Source organism: Spirillospora albida, assembly GCF_000718255.1.
Classification (GTDB): Bacteria; Actinomycetota; Actinomycetes; order Streptosporangiales; family Streptosporangiaceae; genus Spirillospora; species Spirillospora albida.
Window position 1 is genome coordinate 347,708 of the sequence record NZ_JOFJ01000004.1, and the last position, 21,558, is coordinate 369,265.

18 protein-coding genes and 1 rRNA gene are annotated in these 21,558 nt (G+C 74.9%); 10 read left to right on the plus strand and 9 right to left on the minus strand.

Going from position 1 to position 21,558, the window contains the following annotated elements; all coding sequences use genetic code 11:
* Nucleotides 1-13: 13 nt before the first annotated feature.
* Nucleotides 14-1,252, minus strand: a complete 1,239-nt coding sequence (locus tag IE99_RS0108045) for an MFS transporter (protein ID WP_084219367.1) — start codon at nt 1,250-1,252, stop codon at nt 14-16.
* A 174-nt stretch (nt 1,253-1,426) separates the two neighbouring features.
* Nucleotides 1,427-1,897 (minus strand): MarR family winged helix-turn-helix transcriptional regulator, encoded by a 471-nt coding sequence (locus IE99_RS0108050; RefSeq protein WP_030166002.1) that lies wholly within the window; start codon nt 1,895-1,897, stop codon nt 1,427-1,429.
* Nucleotides 1,898-1,971: 74 nt separating this feature from the next.
* Between IE99_RS0108050 and IE99_RS0108055 the strand changes: the two genes are divergently transcribed.
* Both IE99_RS0108055 and IE99_RS0108060 read left to right on the plus strand, forming a co-directional pair.
* Entirely contained in the window at nt 1,972-2,535 is a 564-nt protein-coding gene (locus tag IE99_RS0108055; RefSeq protein WP_030166005.1) for a TetR-like C-terminal domain-containing protein, read from the plus strand.
* A gap of 10 nt (nt 2,536-2,545) precedes the next feature.
* Entirely contained in the window at nt 2,546-2,797 is a 252-nt protein-coding gene (locus tag IE99_RS0108060) for a DUF2530 domain-containing protein (RefSeq protein WP_030166009.1), read from the plus strand.
* On the opposite strand, the gene IE99_RS0108065 is transcribed toward IE99_RS0108060, so the two are convergent.
* Both IE99_RS0108065 and IE99_RS0108070 read right to left on the minus strand, forming a co-directional pair.
* Nucleotides 2,794-5,814, minus strand: a complete 3,021-nt coding sequence (locus IE99_RS0108065) for a sacsin N-terminal ATP-binding-like domain-containing protein (protein WP_030166012.1) — start codon at nt 5,812-5,814, stop codon at nt 2,794-2,796. The two genes, IE99_RS0108060 and IE99_RS0108065, sit on opposite strands and share 4 nt — an antisense overlap.
* Nucleotides 5,815-5,819: 5 nt before the next feature.
* Entirely contained in the window at nt 5,820-6,671 is an 852-nt protein-coding gene (locus IE99_RS0108070) for a DUF3027 domain-containing protein (protein ID WP_051712274.1), read from the minus strand.
* A 166-nt stretch (nt 6,672-6,837) separates the two neighbouring features.
* Here IE99_RS0108070 and IE99_RS0108075 point away from each other — a divergent pair, with 166 nt between their 5' ends.
* Entirely contained in the window at nt 6,838-8,277 is a 1,440-nt protein-coding gene (locus tag IE99_RS0108075) for an MFS transporter (RefSeq protein ID WP_051712220.1), read from the plus strand.
* Nucleotides 8,278-8,325: 48 nt separating this feature from the next.
* Here the strand turns inward: IE99_RS0108075 and IE99_RS33380 are convergent, their stop codons facing one another.
* Both IE99_RS33380 and IE99_RS0108085 read right to left on the minus strand, forming a co-directional pair.
* On the minus strand, nt 8,326-8,721 hold the full coding sequence (locus tag IE99_RS33380) for a cold-shock protein (RefSeq protein ID WP_030166023.1): 396 nt from the start codon (nt 8,719-8,721) through the stop codon (nt 8,326-8,328).
* A 175-nt stretch (nt 8,722-8,896) separates the two neighbouring features.
* Complete coding sequence (locus IE99_RS0108085) at nt 8,897-9,511, minus strand: HAD family hydrolase (RefSeq protein ID WP_157610129.1); 615 nt, start codon at nt 9,509-9,511, stop codon at nt 8,897-8,899.
* Nucleotides 9,512-9,737: 226 nt separating this feature from the next.
* Between IE99_RS0108085 and IE99_RS32600 the strand changes: the two genes are divergently transcribed.
* Nucleotides 9,738-10,127, plus strand: coding sequence for a hypothetical protein (locus IE99_RS32600; RefSeq protein ID WP_211258751.1), 390 nt, complete (start codon nt 9,738-9,740; stop codon nt 10,125-10,127).
* On the opposite strand, the gene IE99_RS32605 is transcribed toward IE99_RS32600, so the two are convergent.
* Nucleotides 10,051-10,782, minus strand: a complete 732-nt coding sequence (locus IE99_RS32605; RefSeq protein ID WP_211258752.1) for a hypothetical protein — start codon at nt 10,780-10,782, stop codon at nt 10,051-10,053. The two genes, IE99_RS32600 and IE99_RS32605, sit on opposite strands and share 77 nt — an antisense overlap.
* A 169-nt stretch (nt 10,783-10,951) precedes the next feature.
* On the opposite strand from IE99_RS32605, the gene IE99_RS0108100 reads away from it, so the two are divergent.
* The 6 genes from IE99_RS0108100 (at nt 10,952) to IE99_RS0108125 (ending at nt 18,227) form a co-directional block, all read left to right on the plus strand.
* On the plus strand, nt 10,952-11,569 hold the full coding sequence (locus IE99_RS0108100) for a TetR/AcrR family transcriptional regulator (RefSeq protein WP_030166037.1): 618 nt from the start codon (nt 10,952-10,954) through the stop codon (nt 11,567-11,569).
* A gap of 125 nt (nt 11,570-11,694) precedes the next feature.
* Nucleotides 11,695-14,091, plus strand: coding sequence for a helicase-associated domain-containing protein (locus tag IE99_RS0108105; protein ID WP_051712225.1), 2,397 nt, complete (start codon nt 11,695-11,697; stop codon nt 14,089-14,091).
* A 53-nt stretch (nt 14,092-14,144) separates the two neighbouring features.
* Complete coding sequence (locus IE99_RS32610; protein ID WP_051712227.1) at nt 14,145-14,609, plus strand: hypothetical protein; 465 nt, start codon at nt 14,145-14,147, stop codon at nt 14,607-14,609.
* A gap of 151 nt (nt 14,610-14,760) precedes the next feature.
* On the plus strand, nt 14,761-16,413 hold the full coding sequence (locus tag IE99_RS0108115; RefSeq protein ID WP_030166045.1) for a DNA repair helicase XPB: 1,653 nt from the start codon (nt 14,761-14,763) through the stop codon (nt 16,411-16,413).
* Nucleotides 16,414-16,482: 69 nt separating this feature from the next.
* Complete coding sequence (locus IE99_RS0108120) at nt 16,483-17,442, plus strand: daunorubicin resistance protein DrrA family ABC transporter ATP-binding protein (protein ID WP_030166048.1); 960 nt, start codon at nt 16,483-16,485, stop codon at nt 17,440-17,442.
* The gene (locus IE99_RS0108125) at nt 17,439-18,227 is read left to right on the plus strand and encodes an ABC transporter permease (protein ID WP_030166051.1); all 789 of its coding nucleotides are present in this window, start codon (nt 17,439-17,441) and stop codon (nt 18,225-18,227) included. The genes IE99_RS0108120 and IE99_RS0108125 overlap by 4 nt, the downstream gene beginning before the upstream one ends.
* Here the strand turns inward: IE99_RS0108125 and IE99_RS0108130 are convergent.
* Both IE99_RS0108130 and rrf read right to left on the minus strand, forming a co-directional pair.
* A complete protein-coding gene (locus IE99_RS0108130) occupies nt 18,182-21,370 on the minus strand; it encodes an ATP-binding protein (protein ID WP_030166054.1) in 3,189 nt (1,062 codons plus the stop codon). The two genes, IE99_RS0108125 and IE99_RS0108130, sit on opposite strands and share 46 nt — an antisense overlap.
* A gap of 98 nt (nt 21,371-21,468) precedes the next feature.
* Nucleotides 21,469-21,558 (minus strand): 5S ribosomal RNA (rrf, locus tag IE99_RS30125); the annotation flags it as partial.

Sequence of the window (21,558 nt, forward strand, 5' to 3'; positions counted from 1 at the left end):
CCCGGCCAGCCTTTCAGCCCGGGACGGCGTTTGTCACGCCCGCGTCCGGCACGCCCTCGCGGCGCCGGGCGCCCGCCGTGAACGCGGCGACGACCAGCGTCATCACGACGGTGACCAGCCCGCCCGCGACGATGGCGAACCGCGGCCCGAACTCCTCCGACAGCCATCCGACCAGGGGCGCGCCGAGCGGGTTCGTCCCGAGGAACACGAACATGTAGAGGCCCATGACGCGGCCGCGCATCTCGGGCGCGACGCCGAGCTGCATGGTGGCGTTCGCGGCCGTCGTGAACGTCATCAGCGCGATCCCGGTGGGGACCAGCAGGACGAGGAACGAGGTGAACGTCGGCATCAGCCCGGTCGCGACCTCGAGGATCCCGAAGACGAGCGCCGCGGCCATGAGCAGCCGGAGCCGGGGCCGGGTCGCGCGGCGCGCCGCGAGCAGCGCGCCGGTGAGGGCGCCGAGCGCGAGCATGCTGGACGCGAGGCCGAACGAGGACGCCCCGGTGCGGAACACCTCGCGGGCGACGAGCGCCGTCGTCATCTGGAAGTTCATCCCGAACATCGCGATGAACCCGACCATGACGAGCACGAGGAGCAGGTCGCGGCGGCCCTTCACGTAGCGCAGGCCCTCTCGCAGCTGGCCCTTGGCGCGCTTGACGGGCTCGGCGGGATGGAGCTCGTCCGCGCGCATCGCGTACAGGCCGAACAGGACGGCGCCGAACGACGCGGCGTTCAGCAGGAACACCGGGCCGGTGCCGACCAGCGCGATCAGCACGCCGGCGACGGCCGGGCCGAGCAGCCGGGCGCCGTTGAACGTGGCGCTGTTCAGCGCGATCGCGTTCGGCAGGTCGCGGCGGCCGACCATCTCGATGACGAACGACTGGCGGGTCGGGTTGTCGACGACGGTGGCGAGGCCGAGCCCGAACGCGAGGACGTACACGTGCCAGACCTGCGCGGTGCCGGTGATCGCGAGCAGGCCCAGGACGAGCGCGAGGACGCCCATCGCGGTCTGCGCGAGCACGAGGACGCGGCGCTTGGGGTAGCGGTCGGCGATCACGCCGCCCCAGAGGCCGAACAGCAGCAGCGGCAGGAACTGGAGCCCGGTGGTGACGCCGAGCGCGGTGCCGCTGCCGTGGGCGAGTTCCAGGACGAGCCAGTCCTGGGCGACGCGCTGCATCCAGGTGCCGGTGTTGGAGACGACCTGGCCGGCGGCGAAGAGGCGGTAGTTGCGGTTGCGGAGGGAGCGGAACATGGCGCCGGGCGCGGTGTCGGATGCGGTGTCGGGTGCGGCGTCGGATGCGCTGCCGGCGGGGGCGGACCTCGCTCTCGGCCTGGTCAGCCCGGCGCGGATGTCTACGGAAGTCATTACCAAGGCTAACGATAATCCCGGGGCCCGGCATTCCCGCCGGGACGCGCCGTCACATCTCTACGACCTGCTCAGACGGTCGATGATCGGCGCGGCGCGGCGCAGGACCTCCCGCTCGTCCTCGGTGAGTTCGCCCAGGCGGCGCGACAGCCATGCCTCCTTGCGGCGCCGCTCGTCCCGCAGCAGCGCGGCTCCCGCCGCGGTGACCGACATCTCGACCTGCCGCCGGTCGGTCGGATGCGGGTTGCGCGCGACCAGGCCCCGCTCCTCCAGCGAGGCGAGCACGCGCGTCATCGAGGGCGGCTGCACCTTCTCGTGGTCGGCCAGCTCGCGCGGCGTCATCGAGCCGTGCCGCTCGATCGCGGCGAGCGCCGCGAACTGGGTCAGCGTCAGGGCGGCGGGCGCGCCCGCGCCGGTGTCGGCGGGCCGCAGATGGCGCAGCCGGCGCGACAGCCGCGCGATCGAGATGCGCAGCTCCTCGGCCAGGCCGCCGGGGTTCGCCGCCGCCCCCGGATCCACGGGTGTCGTCATCGTCATCGCTCTCCGTCGACCATCTTTGCTAATGTTATTAGCTGCTCGGCTATCGCTCTTTAGGGGGTCCTCCCATGCCGCGCGCAGGTCTGTCTCCGGACGCGGTGGTGGACGCCGCCGTCACCGTCGTCGACGAGGCGGGCCCCGCCGCCCTCACGCTCGCCGCCGTGGCGAACCGGGCCGGCGTCGCGACGCCCTCCCTGTACAAGCATGTCCGGAACCTGGCCGAAGTGCGACGGCTGGTCACCGTCCGCGTCATGGAGGAGCTCACCGACCGCCTCCGCGAGGCGGCGCTCGGCCGGTCCCGGGACGACGCCGTCCGCGCCCTCATGCGGGCCTACCGCGCCTACGTCGTCGAGCACCCCGCCCGCTACGCCGCCATGGACCAGCGGCCCGATCCGGAGCCCCGCGCCGCCGCGGCGGCGGACCGGCTGCTCGGCATCATCCTCGCCGTCCTCCGCGGCTACGGACTGGACGGCGAGGACCTTGTCCACGCGGCCCGCTCCCTGCGCTCCGCCGTCCACGGCTTCGCCGTCCTGGAGGCCGCGGGCGGCTTCGGCCTGCCGGAGGACCTGGAGAAGAGCTACGGACTCCTGATCGCCATGGTCACCGGAGGGCTCCCCGGGCCGACCGCCTAGTGTGGGAGGCATGAGCCGAGCGCGCCGCCCCGACCCGCCGCCGATGCCGACCGACGACGTCCGCATCGCGCTCGGCGGCACGATCGCGTGGGCCGTGGCGCTGGTCGTCCTGCTGATCGCCGGACTGCCCGCCGACGACCGCTGGTGGCTGTGGGTCTGCGCCGCCGGCATCGGGATCGGCCTGTTCGCGCTCTGGTACGTCCCCCGGCTCCAGGCCGGGCGCGCCCGCGCCGAGGCCCGCCGTCCCGGCGGGGAGGACTAGGGCTCCAGGTCGTCCTCGGCGAGCAGCACGGGGAGCGACTCCGGGTCGCGCAGGACGGCCTCCAGCGAGAGGCGGCCGGACCACTCCCCGGCCGTCCACGCCAGGGCGCGGGCCAGACCGGCGGGGCCGCTCGCGTGCACGTCCCCGTCTCCGACCCACCAGGCGACCTCGTGGCCGTCCACGATGAGCGGATCGTGCGCGAGGTAGGCGACGGGCGCGTCCGGCAGGAGGCCGCGCACCGCCTCCGGCACGGCGCGCTTGGCCCCGGACGACCCGATCGCACCGGCCACCTCGTCCCCCGCCAGGGGGAGGTCGAGGAGTTCGGCCAGGCGGTCCGCGCGTCCGTGCGCCGCGATGACGAGGGGCTGCCCCGCCAGCAGGGGGAGCAGGTCGGGGCGGTCCAGGACGAGGGCGTCCGCCGCGTCCACGACCTCGGTCTCGCCGTCCACGACCGCGCGCACGCGCTCCGGCGGATCGAACTCCGCGCGGGGCGCGTCGGCGAGGGCGGTCCACAGGTCGCCGAGCCGGTGGCGCGGCACGGACCGCGCGGGATCGCCGAGCCGGTCGAGGAGTTCCCGGGCCCCGCCGGGCTCGTCGAGGAGCGCCGCCAGAGAGGTGCGGACACCGAGCGCCAGCAGGAGGCGCTCGTCGACGCCGCCCGGCGCGAGGTCGTAGAGGCCGGCCAGGGCGTCGTCGCCGGGAAGGCGGAACGCGCCCGGCCGTCTCCCGCCGAGCACCGGATGGCGGCTCAGCCACCACGCCGTGTAGGACGGGACGGTCGCGCGCCGCCCGTCGTGCAGGGTCACATGGGCCCGCTCGACCACGGCCGCGCGGCAGGACGGCCCGGCCAGCAGCCCCAGCGCGGCCTCCCAGTCGTCCACCAGCTCCAGATCGCGGACGGCCTGGAACTCCGGGACGAGAGGCGGCAGGTCCTGCGGGCCGATCCGGTCGAGGACGTCGGCCGCCCACGCGTCTTCGAGGTCGAGGTCGAGGGTCTCGTCCCGGTCGGCGATCCCGTTGAGGTTCACGTCCTCGGCGCGCGCCACCGCGAACCCGTCGAGCACTCCGGCGGCGGCCAGGGTGTCGCGGCCCCAGCGCTCGACCAGGTCGTCGGACACCACGCCGAACGGGGCGTCCTCCGCGACGATGTCGCGCAGCGGGCTGTCGGGCAGGAGCAGCTCACCGGCCGCGTACAGCTCGCCGTCGTCGCCGGGGAGGGCGAGCTCCGCCAGCCACGGCTCCTCGCCCGGCTCCGGACGCGCGCCCGCGACCAGCCCCAGCACGGCCTCGGCGATCGCGTCCGGGTCGTCCTCGTCGAACGAGTTCGCCACCGCCGCGCGGACGGCCGGATCCGCGAGCACCTCGCGCGGCCCCGCCTCCACCGCGCCGAGCCGGAGCAGCAGCGGATGCACCGCGTCGGGGTGCGCGAACCGCAGGCCGAGCACGTCCAGCGCCGCCACGTCGAGGCCCTCCGCGATCAGCAGGCCGCGCGGCCCCCGCACGATCCGCCCCTCCTCGCCCGCGAGGGGGACGGGGACGGCGCCCAGAGCGTCCGTGGCGGCCCCGGACAGCGAAGCGTAGACCCAGTGCCACCACGCCGGCTGCCGCCGCACAGCGGCAAGCTCATCGATGACGTCCGCGAGTTCGACCCGCCGCACGCCGAGCGCCCCCAGCGCGGGCGACCGCGCCGGCCAGCCGGACGGCAGCAGCCCCGCGAGGACCGGCTCCCCGCCCTCCGGATGGCGCGAGTCCCCGCGGAGGAGGTCGACGAACGCGGCGGGCGCGTCGATCGCCACGGCGTCGCGGCCCCGGATCCGGTCGCCGTCCTCCGGGCCCGGCAGGAGCGGGGCCTCGGGCAGGCGGTCCAGGACGGCGCGGCGGATCCGGGCGTCCAGCTCACCGGCGCCGAGCGGGCCCGGCACGAGATCGAGGAGGCCCGGCGCGGCGGGACGGTCGCGCAGCAGGCGCACGTAGGTCTCGGCGGCGCGTTCCACGAGGAAGTCGGTCAGCGGCCCGGACGCGACGTGCCGTCGGTCGGGGGCCAGCGGGAACGACGCGATGAGCAGGGCGGGCAGGTCGAGGCGCTCGGCGCTCGGGGTCGGCGCGTGCAGGACGGCGGGCGTCCCGTCCGGCAGGCCCTCCTCGGGCAGCGCCCACCTGACCTGCCAGGCCGGGCGCGACCGCTCCTCCGCCGGGCGGTCGGCCAGCAGCTCGGGCGCGATCCGCCCGTGGTCGTCGGCGGTGTGCCAGACGACCCCGTCGATCGTGACGGCGCCGGGCGCGGAGTGGTCGGCCGTGAGGACGCGCACGTCCCCGTCGACGTCGATCTCGACGCGCCGCAGGGCCGGCAGCGCGAGCATCAGCGCGGGGCCGACCCGCTCCAGCTGCTCCCGGACGGACTCCTCCGCACCGGCCGGAAGCGGCAGGCGGACGACGGTGTCGAACCCGTCGGGCACCTGGACCGCGTCCAGGGCGAAGGGCAGCCGCAGGAGCGGCACGTGGCCGCCGCGCCGCGCCGCCTCCTCGGCGAGAACGGGGATCCCCGCGACGGCCTCCCGCGCCCGTGCCCGCGACCACGCGACCCCACCGGACGCCGAGGCGATGGACGGCTCGTCGCTGATGGCGGCCACGGCGGCGAATCCCACGCCGAACCGCCCGACCGAGCCCTCGTCGTCCCGCTTCGCGGACGCCCGCAGGGTCGACAGGGCCTCGACCCCCGCCGCGTCCAGCGGAGCGCCCGTGTTCGCGGCCGTCAGCAAGGCCGGGTGCGCGCCGCCCTCACCGGTGACGCGGGACGACGTCCGGAGGGTCAGGCGCAGATGCCCGGGGACCCCTGCGCGCAGCGCCGCGTCGGCCGCGTTCTGCGCGAGCTCCACCACCGCGCGGTCGCGGTACCCGCCGAGGGCGTGGTCCTCCTCCGCGTTGGCGTCCTCCCGGAAGCGCGCCGGTGAGTCGGCCCAGGCGCGCAGCACCCGGTCGCGCAGCTCCCGCGCACCGAGCGGATCGGGGGCGTCCACGCGGCTCAGCTGTGCCCGAGTTCCCGCTCGGCCACCGTCTCGGGGTCGTCGTCGGTGTCGGCGGGGACGATGTCGTAGCCCATCTCGTCGATGAGCGGCGTCGCCTGCTCGGAGGCGGCCGGGACGGAGACCGCCTCGGAGTGGGCGCCGCACCCGTGGTCGGCGGACACCACGCGCCCGTCGTCGGGCGCGTACTCGTTCGCGCAGACGCCGAACACCAGCCGCAGCTCGCCGGCGAGCGGCACATAGAAACCGCACGTGGAGCACTGCGCGGGAGCGGACACCGCGATCGGCGCGCGCGGCCCCGCGATCCCCTCGTACCAGCGGGTCGCGGCCTCGTCGCGGCCCTCCTGCGAGAGGACCCGGACGCGGCCCAGCCCCGGCTCCCACGGCGCGGCCCGGTCGATCGCCTCGTCGGCCTGCGTGTAGCCGGGCGCGAGCCGGGCGTCGTCGGGCGCGGTCGGCAGCAGGTCGCCGGGACCGAGGTCGCCCGGCCGGAGCCGCTCCAGCCACGGCACCCACGGGGGCGCGAGGAGCGCGTCCTCCCCGGGGAGCAGGACGCACTCGCTGACCGTGACGTTCTTCGCGCGGGACGCGCGGGTGACCGTGACCGCCCAGCGCCATCCGCGGTAGGCCGGGTCGAGCGCCGCGAAATAGTGCGTGACCACGCGGTCGCCCTCGGCCTGGGCGCCGAGATGCTCACCGACCGGGGACGGCCTGGCCTCGTCCTCCGCCGCGGCGCGGGCGAGGTCGACCGCCTCACCGCAGGCCGTGTCTACGGCGGGGGGCCGGGTCCGCCGGGCGTGCCCGGTGGAGGGGCGCGCCGTGGCGGTGCGCGTTGTGCTGGGCTGACGCAGTGGGCTCACATCTCGATTCTCGCGCATGGTTGGACGTGGCCGCGCACACCACCGGCCACATGAGTCTCTCCCGTCGACGAGGTGAGCCCGCCGCCAGGACGGGAACGTACCCACGATCGAGCCACACCGACGACCACAGGCGGCCACTCCGGGGGGATCAGCGCGCATGGCAGACCGGGCACGGTTCGTCCGCGGCGGGCGGCGCCACGCCCGCGCGGCCGCGGCGGGCACGGCCGGGGCGGTGCGCGCCGGCGGGCGGTGCGCCCGCACCGGCGCCCGCGGCGCGGCCGGGGCGGCGCGCGCCGTGCGGGACGGCCTGCGGCGGGCGGGGCGGACCGCCCGGCGCGCCGCCCACGCGCAGGGGGCGGGCCGCAGCGGGCTCGGCAACCTGATCGAGGCGTCCACGGTCAACTCCGCGGGCGACGCGCTCGTCGCGGTGGCGCTCGCCGGGACGCTGTTCTTCGGTCTTGACGTCAACCAGGCCCGCGGCCAGGTCGCCCTCTACCTGCTCGTGTCGATGGCGCCGTTCGCGCTGGTCGCGCCGCTGATCGGCCCGGCGCTGGACCGGATGCGGCACGTCCGCCGGTACGCGCTGGCGAGCTCGTTCGTGATCCGGGCGCTGCTGTGCTGGGCGATGGCGGGCGCCGTGCTCACCGGCGACCAGGTCACGTTCCTGCCCGCCGCGTTCGGGCTGCTGGTGGTGTCGAAGGCGTTCGGGGTGCTGCGCGCGGCGGTGACGCCGCTCGTCCTGCCCGGCCCGATCACGCTGGTGACGGCGAACGCGCGGGCGTCGTTCGCGGGGCTCATCGGGGCGTCGGTCGCCGCGCCTATCGGCGCGGGGATCGTGTACCTGGCCGGCGCCGACTGGCTGCTGCGGGTCGCCGCCGCGGTCTTCACGCTCGGTGTCGTGTGCACGCTCCGCCTGCCGAGGCACGTGGACGTCCTGGAGGAGCCCGGGGAGGGGCCGCGCCGGATCTGGACGCTGCCGCGCGTCGGCCCGGCCGTCGCGGAGGCGGTCGCGGCGAACGCGGTCCTGCGCGCCTTCTCCGGGTTCCTGATCCTGTACCTGGCGTTCCTGCTGCGCGAGGAGCGGTTCGATCCGGTGTCCCGCAACGTCGCGCTCGGGCTGCTCGCGGCGTGCGCGGGCGCGGGCGGCCTGGCCGGGACGGCACTCGGCACCTGGATGCGGGCCCGGTCGCCGCGGATGATCGTCTCCGCGACGCTCGCCGGCGTCACCGCGGTCACGGCCGCGTGCGCCGCGCTGTTCGGGCTGTGGGCGGCGCTCGCCGTCGCGGCCGTGGCCGGACTCGGCCAGGCGCTCGGCAAGCTGTCGATGGACGCGGTCGTCCAGCAGGAGACCGGGGAGGAGCTCCGCTCGTCCACGTTCGCGGTCACCGAGACCCTGCATCAGCTGGTGTGGGTCGTCGGCGGGCTGCTCGGCCTCGGCATGTCCATCGTCGCGGACGGGACGGTCGCGCTGGCCGTCGTCGCGGCGGCGCTGGCGGCGGCGATCGGCCTGCTCCGGTCACGGATGCACGGCCCGCCCCGGGGGCGGCCGCCCCGGCGCCACGGCCCGCTCGACGACGCGACCCGCATCCGGGCCTGAGCCGCGGGCCCGCCGCCGGGCGCGGCTCAGCAGCCGGTCATTCCCGGATCAGGTGTGGATGTCGTCGGCGACCGCCCGCAGCACCGCGGCGATCTTCTTGGCCTCGGCCGGGGCCGGGTGCTTGCCGCGCCGGTAGACGTTGGAGACGTCGTCGAGCAGCTTGATCAGGTCCTCGGTGATGAGGACCATCTCGTCCGGCTTCTTCCGGCGCTGCTTCGCGATGGTCTTCTCGACCGACGGGAGGCTGTCGAGGACGCGGACCGCGAGCGCCTGCTGACCGCGCCGGCCCTCGGCCACGCCGAACTCGACGCGCTGGCCGGGCTTCAGCGACGTCGTCCCGCCCGGCAGGGCGGTGGAGTGCACGAAGACCTCGCCGCCGTCGTCGCGGGTGAGGAAGCCGAACCCCTTGTCGGAGTCGTACCACTTGACCTTGCCAGTCGGCACCGGAGACCTCGTTCGGTAATCGTCCTGAATCGCCCCCAAGATTAGTGCCTCGCGGCGTGCCGGGATACCGCCCGGCGACCGCCGCGACGCCCGCGGGGCAACGCCTCGACGCTACCCGGACGGCCCCCGCCGGGGCATCCCGATATCCGGCCAGGCGATCTTCCGCGCCCCGTGTTCAGGCGGGCGCGTACGCGTCGAGCCAGCCGGGGAAGGCGAGCAGATCCGGCAGGACGACGTCCGCTCCGTAGGCGGTGAGGGCCGCCGCGCCGAACGCGCCCGTGGCGACGCCGACCGCGACGGCGCCGGCCGCGCGGGCCGCGTCCACGTCACCCGTGTGGTCGCCGACGTAGGCGCCGGCGCCGTGCTCGCGCAGCGCCGCGCCCTTGTCCGCGCCGAACAGGCCGCCGACGACCGCGTCCACGGCCAGACCCAGGAACCGGACGGTCCGCTCGGTGTCGGCCTGGTTCTTGCCGGACACGACGACGATCCCGCAGCCCCGCTTCCGCGCCGCCGCGAGCGCCGCGACCGCTCCCGGCATGACGACCGTCGCGGGCACGGCGACATCGGGGTACATCGCCCGGTACCGGGCGGCCATGGCGGGCACCTCCGCGGCGGGGAACCAGTGCGCCAGCTCGTGCTCCAGCGGCGGCCCGATCCGCCCGACGACCACGTCGACGTCGATCGGGACGCCGGTCTCCGCCGCGAGCGCCGCGTAGACCGCGCCGATCGCCGCCCGGGTGTCGGCGAGCGTCAGGTCGAGGTCGAAACCGAGGACGGGACGACCCGCCACATGTCCGATTTCAACGGAATTGAGGTCCGGCACGCCCCACAGGGTAAAGGTCTGGGTATGTAGACCGGACGCAAGAGTATCCGCGCCCTCCCGGTAGTGGCGATGCGACGGGATCCGAGTGGGAAGGCGCGGATACCTGCAGCCGATATACCCGAGTGCCCCACCACGAACCTATTGAGCAGGGAAAACAACGGCAACACGCGCCCCCGGCGGAAGGCCCGCGACCATGACCGAGCACCGTGCAGACGACCCCCGTGCGGACAGCGCCCGCACCACCGAGACGGGCACCACGCGGAGCCTCCCTCGGGCCCGCCCGACCGGCGCCGCCGTCCGGCGGCGCACCGCCTCCATCGCCGCCGCCGTCATCTCGGCCGTGACCACGGTGGTCGTGGTGATCCTCGCCGTGCACATCGCGTTCGTCGTGTTCGAGGCGAACACCGGCAACGACATCGTCGCCTGGTTCGCCGACCGGGCGACCGACCTGGCCTGGCAGTTCACCGACGTGTTCCAGCCCGACGACCCGAAGGCCGAGGTGGCCGTCAACTACGGCCTTGCCGCCCTCGTCTACCTGGTGATCGGACGGATCCTCGTAGCCCTCGTACGCCGCCTCTGCTGACCGCCCGCGTCCCGGCGGACGGCCGCGCCTCGTCCGCCACCGCGTCCGCCCCGACGTTCGCCGCGGAGTCCTTCACCGCCGACTTGGCAGCGTCCTTCGCGGCGTCCTTCTCGACGGGCGGCTCGGCCCGCACCACGGCGGCCGGGCGCGCTCCGCACGCCTCCGGGTCGGCGCCGTCGCGCCCCGGGAACCGGACGTTCTCGAACGGCCACGCCGTCGTCGCCCACTGCCGGACGAAGTCCTCCAGCTCCGTCTCCAGAGCCGAGTTCTCCTCGTCCGCGCGCACCCAGAACACGATGACGGCGTCCGCGTCGGGGGTGTCGGACGGAGCGACGTGGATCCGGCCGAGCTGGCTCTCGCCGTCCGGGGTCGTCACGACGTAGCTGAACGACCGCCGCAGCTGCCCCTCCTTCTGCAGCCACGCCACGTCGATCAGCGCCTGCTCGAATGTGAACTCGCGGTCGGGCCAGCCCCACTCCGGGCCGAACCGGCCCGCGAGCCGGTCCAGGCTGCCGATCACGGCGCCGTAGTCCTTGACCACGTCGCTCACCGTGATGGGGCGGATCATGAAGCGCGGCCCGGCGACGAGCGTGGGCACCACGAACTCCTCGGGGAGGAACACCCCGGGGGGCGCCTTCCGCGGAGACACGAACATCGTCGACCCTTCCGGCGACGCCCCTTTCCGGCGACAGGGGCGCGGAGCAACGAACTCTAGCCGTCCGGCGTCCGTTGCGAGCCGGATCACGAATTCGGGCGTGCCGCGCCGACCGCAGGGGTCCGCCACCCGAACATGCCTTAGTGTTCTTCCGGAGGAATACATCACCATGACGACATCGACGCGCGAGCGGATCGTGGCCGAATCGCTGCGGCTGTTCGCCGACCGCGGCTACGCCGCCACATCCGTCGCCGAGATCGAGGCGGCGGCCGGGCTGTCCCCCGGCGCCGGCGGCCTGTACCGGCACTTCCGATCCAAGGAGGAGGTCCTCGCCTCCGCCATCCGCGAGCACATCGAGCGGACCCGGCAGCAGATCAGCGAGGTGCTCAAGCACGCGTCCGCGTTCGCCGACCGCCCGCTCGAGATCCGGCTGCGCATGACGTGCCAGGCGGGCCTCGCGAAGATGCGCGAGGAGCAGGACCTGATCCGGGTGCTGTTCCGCGACCTCGACCAGTTCCCGAACCTCGTCGCGGAGATGCGCGAGGGCATCGTCAACCCGCTCTACGACGGGATCGCGTCCTGGCTGTCGACGCAGCCGGAGTTCGCGGGCGGCGACGAGGACTGGCCCGCGATCGCGTCCATCCTCGGCGGCGCCGTCGTCAACTACTGGCTCGCCAACGAGTCGATGTACGAGCCGCCGACCCGCATCGACGAGGAGCGGTTCGTGCGCAGCTGGGCCCGGCTCGGCATGGGCCTGCGGCACGTGGAGGCGCCCCCCGCGACCTGACGCGAGGGGTTCCCCGGGGTCCGCGTTCCTCCGGCGGACCTGCGCTTTCGCACCCGGTACCGCGCTCGGGCGCCTACTCTGGAGCGAGCGGGACCGAGTGCGCGCCACACGAGGTTGGGAACGGCATGGAGACGTACGCGGACTGGGTGCGCGCCCGAAGCGACGAGGAGCTGCACGCGCTGCTGTCCGCGCGGCCCGAGCTCCTCGCGCCCGTCCCCGCCGATCTGACCGCGCTCGCCGCCCGCGCCGCGCTGCCCGCCGCCGTCTCCCGCGCGCTCGACCGGCTCGACCGGTTCACCCTCGCCGCCCTCGAGGCGCTGCTCGTCCTGCCGCCGCCCGTCACCCCGGACGCGCTCGCCGCCGCCCTCGACGCCACCCCCGGCCAGGCCCGCGACGCCCTGCGCACGCTCCGCCGGCACGGCCTCGCGTGGGGCGACGAGGCGCCCGCCCCGGCGCCGGGCGTCCGGCAGGCGGTGCCGCACCCGGCGGGGCTCGGCCCGCCCGCCCGGGAGGCGTTCGCCGGGTACTCCGCCGAGAGGCTCGCCGGGCTCGTCACCGACCTTGCGGGCGCCGCCCCGCGCGCCTTCGCCGACTCCGAGCTTCTGCTGCGCCGCCTCACCGAGCTGCTCGCCGACCCCGCCGACCTGATCGAGGACGCCGGGCCGGACGCGCGGGCCGCGCTGGAGCAACTCGCCTGGGGCCCGCCCGTCGGCCGGGTCGCGGACGCCCGCCGGCCCGTCCGGCTCGACACCGCGACCACCCCCATCGAGCGCCTGCTCGCCCGCGGCCTGCTCGCCGCCGAGGACGACCGCACCGTCACCCTCCCCCGCGAGGTCGGCCTCCACCTGCGCGGCGGCCGCCTCACCCGTGACCTGACCGCCGTGCCGCCGCCGCTGCCGGCGGCGCTGCCGGCGGCGTCCGGCCGGGGCGGCGACCTCGTGGTCCGGGCCGCCGCCGGCGCCGCGTTCACCGCCGTCCGGATGATCGAGGACCTGCTCGAGCGGTGGGGCCTCGACCCGCCGCCGGTGCTGCGCAGCGGCGGCCTCGCCGTCCGCGACCTGCGCGCCGCAGCGACGCTGCTGGACGTCGAGGAGTGGCACGCCGCCCTGCTGATCGAGGTCGCGTACGCGGCCGGGCTGCTGACCCGCAGCGGCGACCTCGACGGCGACTGGCTGCCCACCCCCGCCTACGACCTGTGGCTGCTGCGCGACACCGCCGGGCGCTGGACGGAGCTCGCGCACGGCTGGCTGAAGTCCGACCGCGCCGCCGGCCTCGCCGGCGAGCGCGACGACCGCGACAGGCTGATCAACGCGCTGAGCGAGGGCATGGCGCGCAGTAACGCGCCCGCCGTCCGCGGCGCCGCGCTCGGCGTGCTCGCCGACGCCGGGCCGGGCGTCGCCGTCGACGCCGAGTCGCTGCGCACCCGGCTCGCCTGGCTGCGGCCCCGGCGCGGCGGGCCGGCCCGCGACCGGCTCGCCGGCTGGACGCTGCGCGAGGCCGCCGTGCTCGGCTTCACCGGGTTCGGGGAGCTCGCGCCGTTCGCGCGGGACCTCCTCGCGGGCGACGATCCGGAACCCGGTCTGGAAAAGCACCTCCCGGAGCTCGTCGACCGTGTCCTCGTGCAGGCCGACCTCACCGCGATCGCGCCCGGCCCGCTGGTCACCGGGCTGCGCCGGGAGCTCGCGCTCGCCGCCGACGTCGAGTCGACCGGCGGTGCCACCGTGTACCGGTTCACCCCCGAGTCGATCCGCCGGGCCCTCGACGCCGGACGGTCCGCCGACGACCTCACCGGCCTGCTGGCCCGGCACGCCGCGGCGCCCCTGCCGCAGCCGCTCGCCTACCTCATCGAGGACGTGGCGCGCCGGCACGGCCGCCTGCGGGTCGGCGCGCTGTCGTCCTACGTCCGGACCGACTCCGCCGCCACCCTCGACGAGATCCTCGCCGACCGGCGCGCGGCGGGGCTGCGGCTGCACCGGCTCGCGCCGACCGTCCTCGCGTCCGGGCTGTCCCGCGGCGACCTGCTGGACGCGCTGCGCGCCATGGGCCTCGCGCCCGTCGCGGAGGCCCCGGGCGGCGGCGTGATCGTGACCCGGCCGGACGCGCAGCGCGCCGAGCCGCCGCCCGCCGCCGACATCGTCCGGCTCCGACCGCAGGAGCACGCCGACACGTCCATGATCACCGCGGCGGTGCGGGCGCTGCGCGCCGGCGACGAGGCCGCCCGGCACGGCGCCGCGCTGCGCGCCGACGCCCCGCCCGGCGAGCCGCCCCGCTCGCCCGCGATGGCGACCGTCGAACGGCTCCGCGCGGCCGCCCGGCGCGGCGGCCGGCTCTGGATCGGCTATCTCGACCAGCAGGGCCGGGCGTCCAGCCGCATCGTGGAGCCCGTCCGGGTCGAGGGCGGCTTCCTCACCGGATACGACGCGACGCGCGCCGCCGTCCACCGGTTCGCCCTGCATCGCATCACGGGAGTGTCCGAACTGGACGAGGAGCGGACCGGCGGTACGGACGAGACCGCTTCGTAGCATTCGTTCCGTAATCTGGGAGTCGTGCCCGAGCGTGCCCGAGGAGGGTGTCGGTGAGCGGATACGACGGACGACCCCCGTCCGGCTGGGAGGACCCCTACGGACAGCAGGGCCAATACGGACAGCAAAGCCAGTACGGACAGCAGGATCCCTACGGTCAGCAGGGCTACCGCGCCTACGGCGACCCCGGGCAGTACGGCCAGTACGGCCCGTCGTCCGGATACGCCCCCGGCTACGGGCCGCCCGGCGTGCCGCACGCGCCGGCGAACAACGCGTCCACCATCGCCGCCCTCGTCTGCAACATCGTCACCGTGTCGATGTGCTGCAACCTCCTCGCGATCCCCGGCATCGTGACCGCGGGGATCGCCGTCGGACGCAACCGCACCGACCCCGACTCCGCGCGGACCCTCACGATCTGGTCGTGGGTCTGCTTCGGGGTGTCGCTCGTGATCTGGGCGGCCGTCATCATCGTGATCGGGGTCACGTCCGAGGACGGCAGCGACCCCTACCAGTACTGACCGGGGAAGAGAACCGCTCCCTCCGCCGTTGAACAGGCGGCCCGGCCGGGCCGGCCTGGGGTACCGTTCGGCAGCGGGCGGTCGCGGGGTGGCGAGGCGCCGACCTTCGAGAACGCGCCGGCAAGCGAAGACCGCAAGGGGGCTTGGTTCCGTGTCCGACGGTCCACTCATCGTCCAGTCCGACAAGACGCTGCTGCTCGAGGTCGACCACGATCTCGCCGGCGAGTGCCGCAAGGACATCGCGCCGTTCGCCGAGCTGGAGCGCGCACCCGAGCACGTCCACACCTACCGCGTGACGCCCCTCGCCCTGTGGAACGCCCGCGCCGCCGGGCACGACGCCGAGCAGGTCGTCGACACGCTCCTCACCTACTCCCGCTACCCCGTCCCGCACGCCCTGCTCGTGGACGTCGCCGACACGATGGCGCGGTACGGGCGGCTGCGGCTGGAGAAGCACCCCACGTACGGGCTCGTCCTGGCCTCGTCGGACCGGGCGGTGCTGGAGGAGGTCCTCCGCGCCAAGAAGGTCAAGGGCATGATCGGTGAACGGGTCGGCGATGACGCCGTCGCCGTCCACCCGAGCGAGCGCGGCGCCCTCAAGCAGGCGCTCCTCAAGCTCGGCTGGCCCGCCGAGGACCTCGCCGGCTACGTGGACGGCGAGGCCCACCCGATCGACCTCGCCGAGGACGGCTGGGAGCTGCGCTCCTACCAGCGGGACGCCGCGGACGCGTTCTGGCACGGCGGCTCCGGCGTCGTCGTCCTGCCCTGCGGCTCGGGCAAGACGATCGTCGGCGCGACCGCCATGGCTCGCGCCCGGGCCACCACCCTGATCCTCGTCACCAACACGGTATCGGCCCACCAGTGGAAGCAGGAGCTGCTTCGCCGGACGTCCCTCACCGAGGACGAGATCGGCGAGTACACCGGCACGAAGAAGGAGATCCGGCCGGTCACCATCGCCACCTACCAGATCATGACGACGCGGCGGAAGGGCGCCTACGCGCACCTGGAGCTGTTCGACGCCCGCGACTGGGGGCTCGTCGTGTACGACGAGGTCCACCTCCTGCCCGCGCCGATCTTCCGGATGACCGCCGACCTCCAGGCCCGGCGCAGGCTCGGCCTCACCGCCACCCTCGTCCGGGAGGACGGACGGGAGGGCGACGTGTTCTCCCTCATCGGCCCGAAGCGCTACGACGCGCCCTGGAAGGACATGGAGACGCAGGGCTGGATCGCGCCCGCCGACTGCGTCGAGGTCCGCGTCACCCTCACCGACTCCGAGCGGCTCGCGTACGCGACCGCCGAGCCGGAGGAGCGCTACCGGTTCTGCGCCACGACCGACACCAAGACGAAGCTCGTCCAGGCCCTCGTCGACCGGCACCGGGGCGAGCAGACACTCGTCATCGGCCAGTACATCGACCAGCTCGACGAACTGGGCGCCCTCCTGGACGCCCCCGTCATCAAAGGCGAGACCAGGATCCGCGAGCGCGAGCGGCTCTTCGACGCCTTCCGCGCCGGCGACATCGACGTGCTGGTCGTGTCGAAGGTCGCGAACTTCTCCATCGACCTCCCCGAGGCGACCGTCGCCGTCCAGGTGTCGGGCGCGTACGGCTCCCGGCAGGAAGAGGCGCAGCGCCTGGGCCGCCTGCTACGCCCCAAGGCGTCCGGCGCGGGCGCCCGCTTCTACGCCGTCGTCGCCCGCGACACCCTCGACCAGGACTACGCCGCCCACCGCCAGCGCTTCCTGGCCGAACAGGGCTACGCCTACCGCATCGTGGACGCCGACACCGTCCTCGCCGGCGACGAGATCTGACGGCGGCCGCCCGGGGGCTGAAACCGGCGTGAAACCGCGCTGAAAGCGGCGTCCCGCACGCTCCGGGGCATGGCAACGAACCCTCCACCGAGCGCGATCCAGACGGTCGGGCTGCGCAAGTCGTTCGGCGACAAGGTCGTCCTGGACGGCCTCGACCTCGCCGTCGCCCGCGGCACCGTCTTCGCGCTGCTCGGCCCCAACGGCGCGGGCAAGACCGTCACCGTCCAGATCCTGTCCACGCTGATCCGCGCCGACGGCGGGCAGGTCCGGGTCGCGGGCCACGACGTCGCCGCCGACCCCGGGGCGGTCCGCCGCGCGATCGGCGTCACCGGCCAGCGCTCCGCCCTCGACGACCTGCTCACCGGCCGCGAGAACCTCATCCTGATGGCGGACCTCCACCACCTCGGCCGCGCCGCCGGCCGCCGCCGCGCCGACCTGCTGCTGGAGCGGTTCGGCCTCGCGGAGGTCGCCGGGCGGCGGGCGGCCGCCTACTCCGGCGGGATGCGCCGCCGGCTCGACCTCGCGATGACCCTGATCGCCGACCCGCAGATCATCTTCCTGGACGAGCCGACCACCGGCCTCGACCCGCGCAGCCGCCGCGTCATGTGGGACATCGTCCGCGACCTCGTCGCCGGCGGCGTGACGATCTTCCTGACCACGCAGTACCTCGACGAGGCGGACCGGCTCGCCGACCGGATCGGCGTCCTCGACGGGGGCCGGCTCGTCGCCGAGGGCACCGCGGAGGAGCTGAAGCGGCTCGTCCCCGGCGGCCACGTCACGCTCCGGTTCGCCGACGCCGCCGCGCTGCACGCCGCCGCGGCCCTGTTCGAGCCCGCCCCCCGCGACGACGAGGCCCTCACGCTGCAGGTGCCGAGCGACGGCGGCGTCCGCTCGCTGCGCGTCCTCCTCGCCCGGCTGGAGGACGCCTCGATCGAGGTCGACGAGCTCTCCGTCCACCTGCCCGACCTCGACGACGTCTTCCTCGCCCTCACCGGGCGGCCCCGGCACGAGAAGGTGACCACCCGATGACCGCCCTCGCCCATGTCCTGACCGATTCGGGCACGATGCTCCGCCGCAACCTGCGGCACGCCGTCCGCTACCCCGCCATGCTCACCGCGACGATCATGACGCCGGTGGCGTTGCTGCTGCTGTTCGTCGGCGTGTTCGGCGGCGCCCTCGGCGCCGGCCTGAACGAGGGGCGGGGCGGCGGCGACTACATCGACTACATCGCGCCCGGCATCATCCTGATGGCCGTGACGTCGGGGTGCATGTCCACCTCCGTCGCCGTGTGCGTCGACATGACCGACGGCATCATCGCCCGGTTCCGCACGATGCCGGTGGCCCGCGCGTCCCTGCTCACCGGGCATGTCGCCGCCGGCGTGATCATGACGTCGATCAGCACCCTCGCGGTCGTCGGCGCCGCCCTCCTGATGGGTTTCCGGACGTCCGCGACCGCCGTCGAGTGGCTCGCCGCCGGCGGCCTGCTGATCGCCCTCACCTTCGCGCTCAGCTGGGTCGCGGTCGCGATGGGCCTCGCCGCCAAGACCCCCGAGGGCGCCAGCAACACCCCGATGCTCATCCAGTTCCTGCCGTTCCTCGGCAGCGCCATCGTCCCGCCGGACTCGATGCCGGGAGCCATGAGCGCGTTCGCCGAGCACCAGCCGTTCACACCGCTCAACGAGACCCTCCGCGGCCTGCTGACCGGCGGCCCCATCGGCGACGACGCGGCGATCTCGCTCGCCTGGTGCGCCGCGTTCGCCGTGACCGGCTATGTCTGGTCCAGGCTGCTGTTCAGGCGCGACCCGTCCCGGTAGAGCAGATCACGGGCGGCGCCCCTCAGCTCCTCGCGGGACAGGCCGGCGTACGACGCGGACGCGGCGTCGTAGGCCGGCCCGTCCGCGCTCCGGGCCGCCGCCCGCGCCCCCGCCGCCGCCATCGTCGGCTGGAAGTTCCGCGGGAACCGCATCCGCTCCGCCAGCGCGATCATCCGCGCCGCCCGCGCCGCCGACCGGGACCGCTCCGCCCGTGCCAGCGCGTACAGCACCGCACCGCAGATCGGCAGATCCATGACGAACGCCGGCTGGGGAACGCTCCGCTCGTCCAGGAGCACCGCGAGCTTCCCCCGCAGCGCCGCCGCGACCTCGGCCAGGTCCGCGGCCCGGCCGTGCGCGGCGTGCGCGGCGACCGCCGCGCTCTCGACCTCCAGCGTCCACGGGTCCATGCCGGGGCCGAGGACGGAGTACCCGCTCTCCTCCTCGGGCAGCCGCGCCACGGCACGCCGCCACAGCCGCAGCCCCTCGTCGACCCGCCCCCGAGTGATCGCGATCTCGGCGCGCGCGCCGAGCTCGAACGTCGCGGCACCGTGCACGTGGTCCGCGCAGGCGGGCACCGCCTTCCCGAGCCAGTACTCCGCCTCATCGGCGTCGCCCGCTTGCAGCGCGGCGGACGCCATCCCCCACCGCACGCCCACGGCGTCCGCCTCCGCCCCGAGCCGCTCCAGCAGTCCCAGCACCGTCCGCATGTGAACCCGGGCCCGCTCCGCCCGGTCCGTCTGCAGGCACAGCTCCCCGGCCCGCGACCGCGTCATGATCGTCATCCAGGGGCTCTCCGGGCCGGCGAGCGCGTCGACCGCCCGCTCCGCCGCCGCCAGAGCCGCCTCGAGGTCGCCGTCCCGCTCCTTCAGGAGCGTCAGCGCGAGGTTCGCCGCCCCCGCGAGCGGCGGCTCGGGACGGGCGAGCAGTTCCCGCAGCCGCCGCCCGTCCGGCTCCAGGATCTCCGGCACCGCCGCGACGACCGTCGCCAGCCCGTGCGGCACCGTGTCCGCCGGGACGGCCGGCAGCCGCCGCAACGCCACGAGGGACCGCGTCGCGCGCGGCCCCTCCAGGAACAGCGTGCACAGCGTGCACAGGGTCAACGCGGTCCGAAGGACGTCGGCGGCGCTCTCCTCGCGGGGACGGTAGCGGTACAGGACGTCGGCGCACTCCGTCACCATCGTCATCAGGCGCCCGTACGCCTTGTCGACCAGCCTCAGCACCCCCAGCACGGCCACGACTCCCGCGGCCGTCGCACCGTCCCGCCGGTCGATGCCGTACCGAAGCGCCTGGACGAGGTTGTCCTGCTCGTCCCGGAACACGGGGACGCACGAGAACGGGTCCGCGCCCCAGAACGCGGCGTGATGCGCCGCACCGAACGCGCGCGCCCAGCGCAGCAGGCCGTCGACCGCCTCCTCCGTCTCGCCCTCCGCCGCCCGGTGCGCGGCACTGAACTCGCGGACGGTCTCCAGCATCCGGAACCTCGTACGCGTCCCCGCCTCGGACACCTGAAGCAGCGACTGAACGACGAGCCCCTCCAGGACGGACAGGACCTCGTCCTCCCGATCGCCCAGCAGGTACCGGGCGGCGTCCACCGTGAACCCGCCAGGGAAGATCGAAAGGGCGCGCAGGGCCGCGCGCCCTTCCGGTCCGAGCAGGTTCCAGCTCCACTCGACGACCGCCCTCATCGCCTGGTGCCGCGCCGGCGCGTCCCGCGCGCCGCCGCGCAGGAGCGCGAACCGGTCGTCCAGATGCCGGGCGATGTCCGCCACCGACATCACCCGGACCCGCGCCGCCGCCAGCTCCACGGCCAGCGGCAGCCCGTCCAGATGGCGGCACACCTCGGCGACCGCCTCCCCCGGCAGTTCCACCCCGGGCCGCGCCGCCCGCGCCCGCTGCGCGAACAGCTCCTCCGCCGTCCTCGCGTCCAGCGGGGGCAGCGGGTACACCGCCTCCGACGACAGCCCCAGCGGCGCCCGGCTCGTGGTCAGGACCCGCAGATCCCGCGTCATCGCGACCAGGGTCCCCACGAGCTCCGCGACGCCCTCGACGACCTGCTCACAGTTGTCCAGGACCAGCAGCACCGGACCGGTCGCGACCGCGTCCACGATCGCGGCGACCGGATCGCCGCCCGGTGCCCTTCCCGGCGGCGCCGCCCGCCGTGCCTCCCCGCCGCCGAGCACGGTCGCGACCTCGCCCGCCACGTCCCCGTTCCGGTCGACGCCCGCGAGCGCGACCAGATGAACGACCCTCTGCTCCGCCTCCCGCGCCGCCGCGTGAGCGAGCCGCGTCTTCCCCAGCCCGCCCGGCCCGACGATCGACGTCACGCGGGACGCCCGCAGCAGGGTGTGCACGGCCCGCAGATCCGCGTCCCGTCCGAGTAGCGGATTCGGGTCATGCGGGACGTTGTGGCGGACGGGCGGGAGCTCCTCCCTCAGCAACTCCTCCTGGACGGCCCGGAGAGCCGCCCCCGGACCGGTACCGAGGTCGTCACGCAGATCCCGGCGGTACGCCTCGTACCTTTCCAGGGCCGCGGACGGCCCGGCCGTCGCCGCTTCGCAGCGGACCAGTTCGGCGACGATCTCCTCGTCCCTCGGATGCCTCGCGAACAGTTCTTCAAGAGAAGGCAGCGCCTCTTCGTGCCTGCGCAGACGAGCCAGCGAAAGTGCTCTGGAACGGCGCAGCGCGTCATAGGCGGCTGCCCTTTCCGCTCGCAGGACCCCGACGGGGTCGTCCGAATGCTCGTATCGCCGTGGCGGGCCGTCCCAGAGGGCGAGGCCCGCTTCCGCCTCCGCCAGAGCCGCCGCGTGATCGCCTTGCCTGGCGTGGCCGGAGCTGTTGGCGGCTCTGCGGAGGACGGCCGACGCGTCCACGGCTTCTTCGTCCAGCCCGAGCCGGTATCCAGTGCGGGTGCTGACGATGACGTCCGGCCCGAGCTGCGCCCTGGCGCGCGACACCAGCACCTGCAGCGCTTTGCCGGGGGTCTCGGGAAGGGCGTCCGCCCAGAGGCCCTCGATCAGCCCGGACGTGCTCCGGCCGGCGGGCAGGTCGTCGGCGAGCAGCGCGAGAAGGCCACGGAGACGAGGACTGGTGATCTCACGTCCGCGCCACGCCACACGGCTCAGCAGAGCCAGCTCGACGGTCACCGATCCAGGCTAACCCGCCGTCCCGAGGAAGGGATCACTTGAATGGGCCGGAAAATGAGAAAGGCCCCGCCTTTCGGCGGGGCCTTCCCCTGATATGTGTCCGGCGGCGTCCTACTCTCCCACACGGTCTCCCATGCAGTACCATCGGCGCTGAAGGGCTTAACTTCCGGGTTCGGGATGGGACCGGG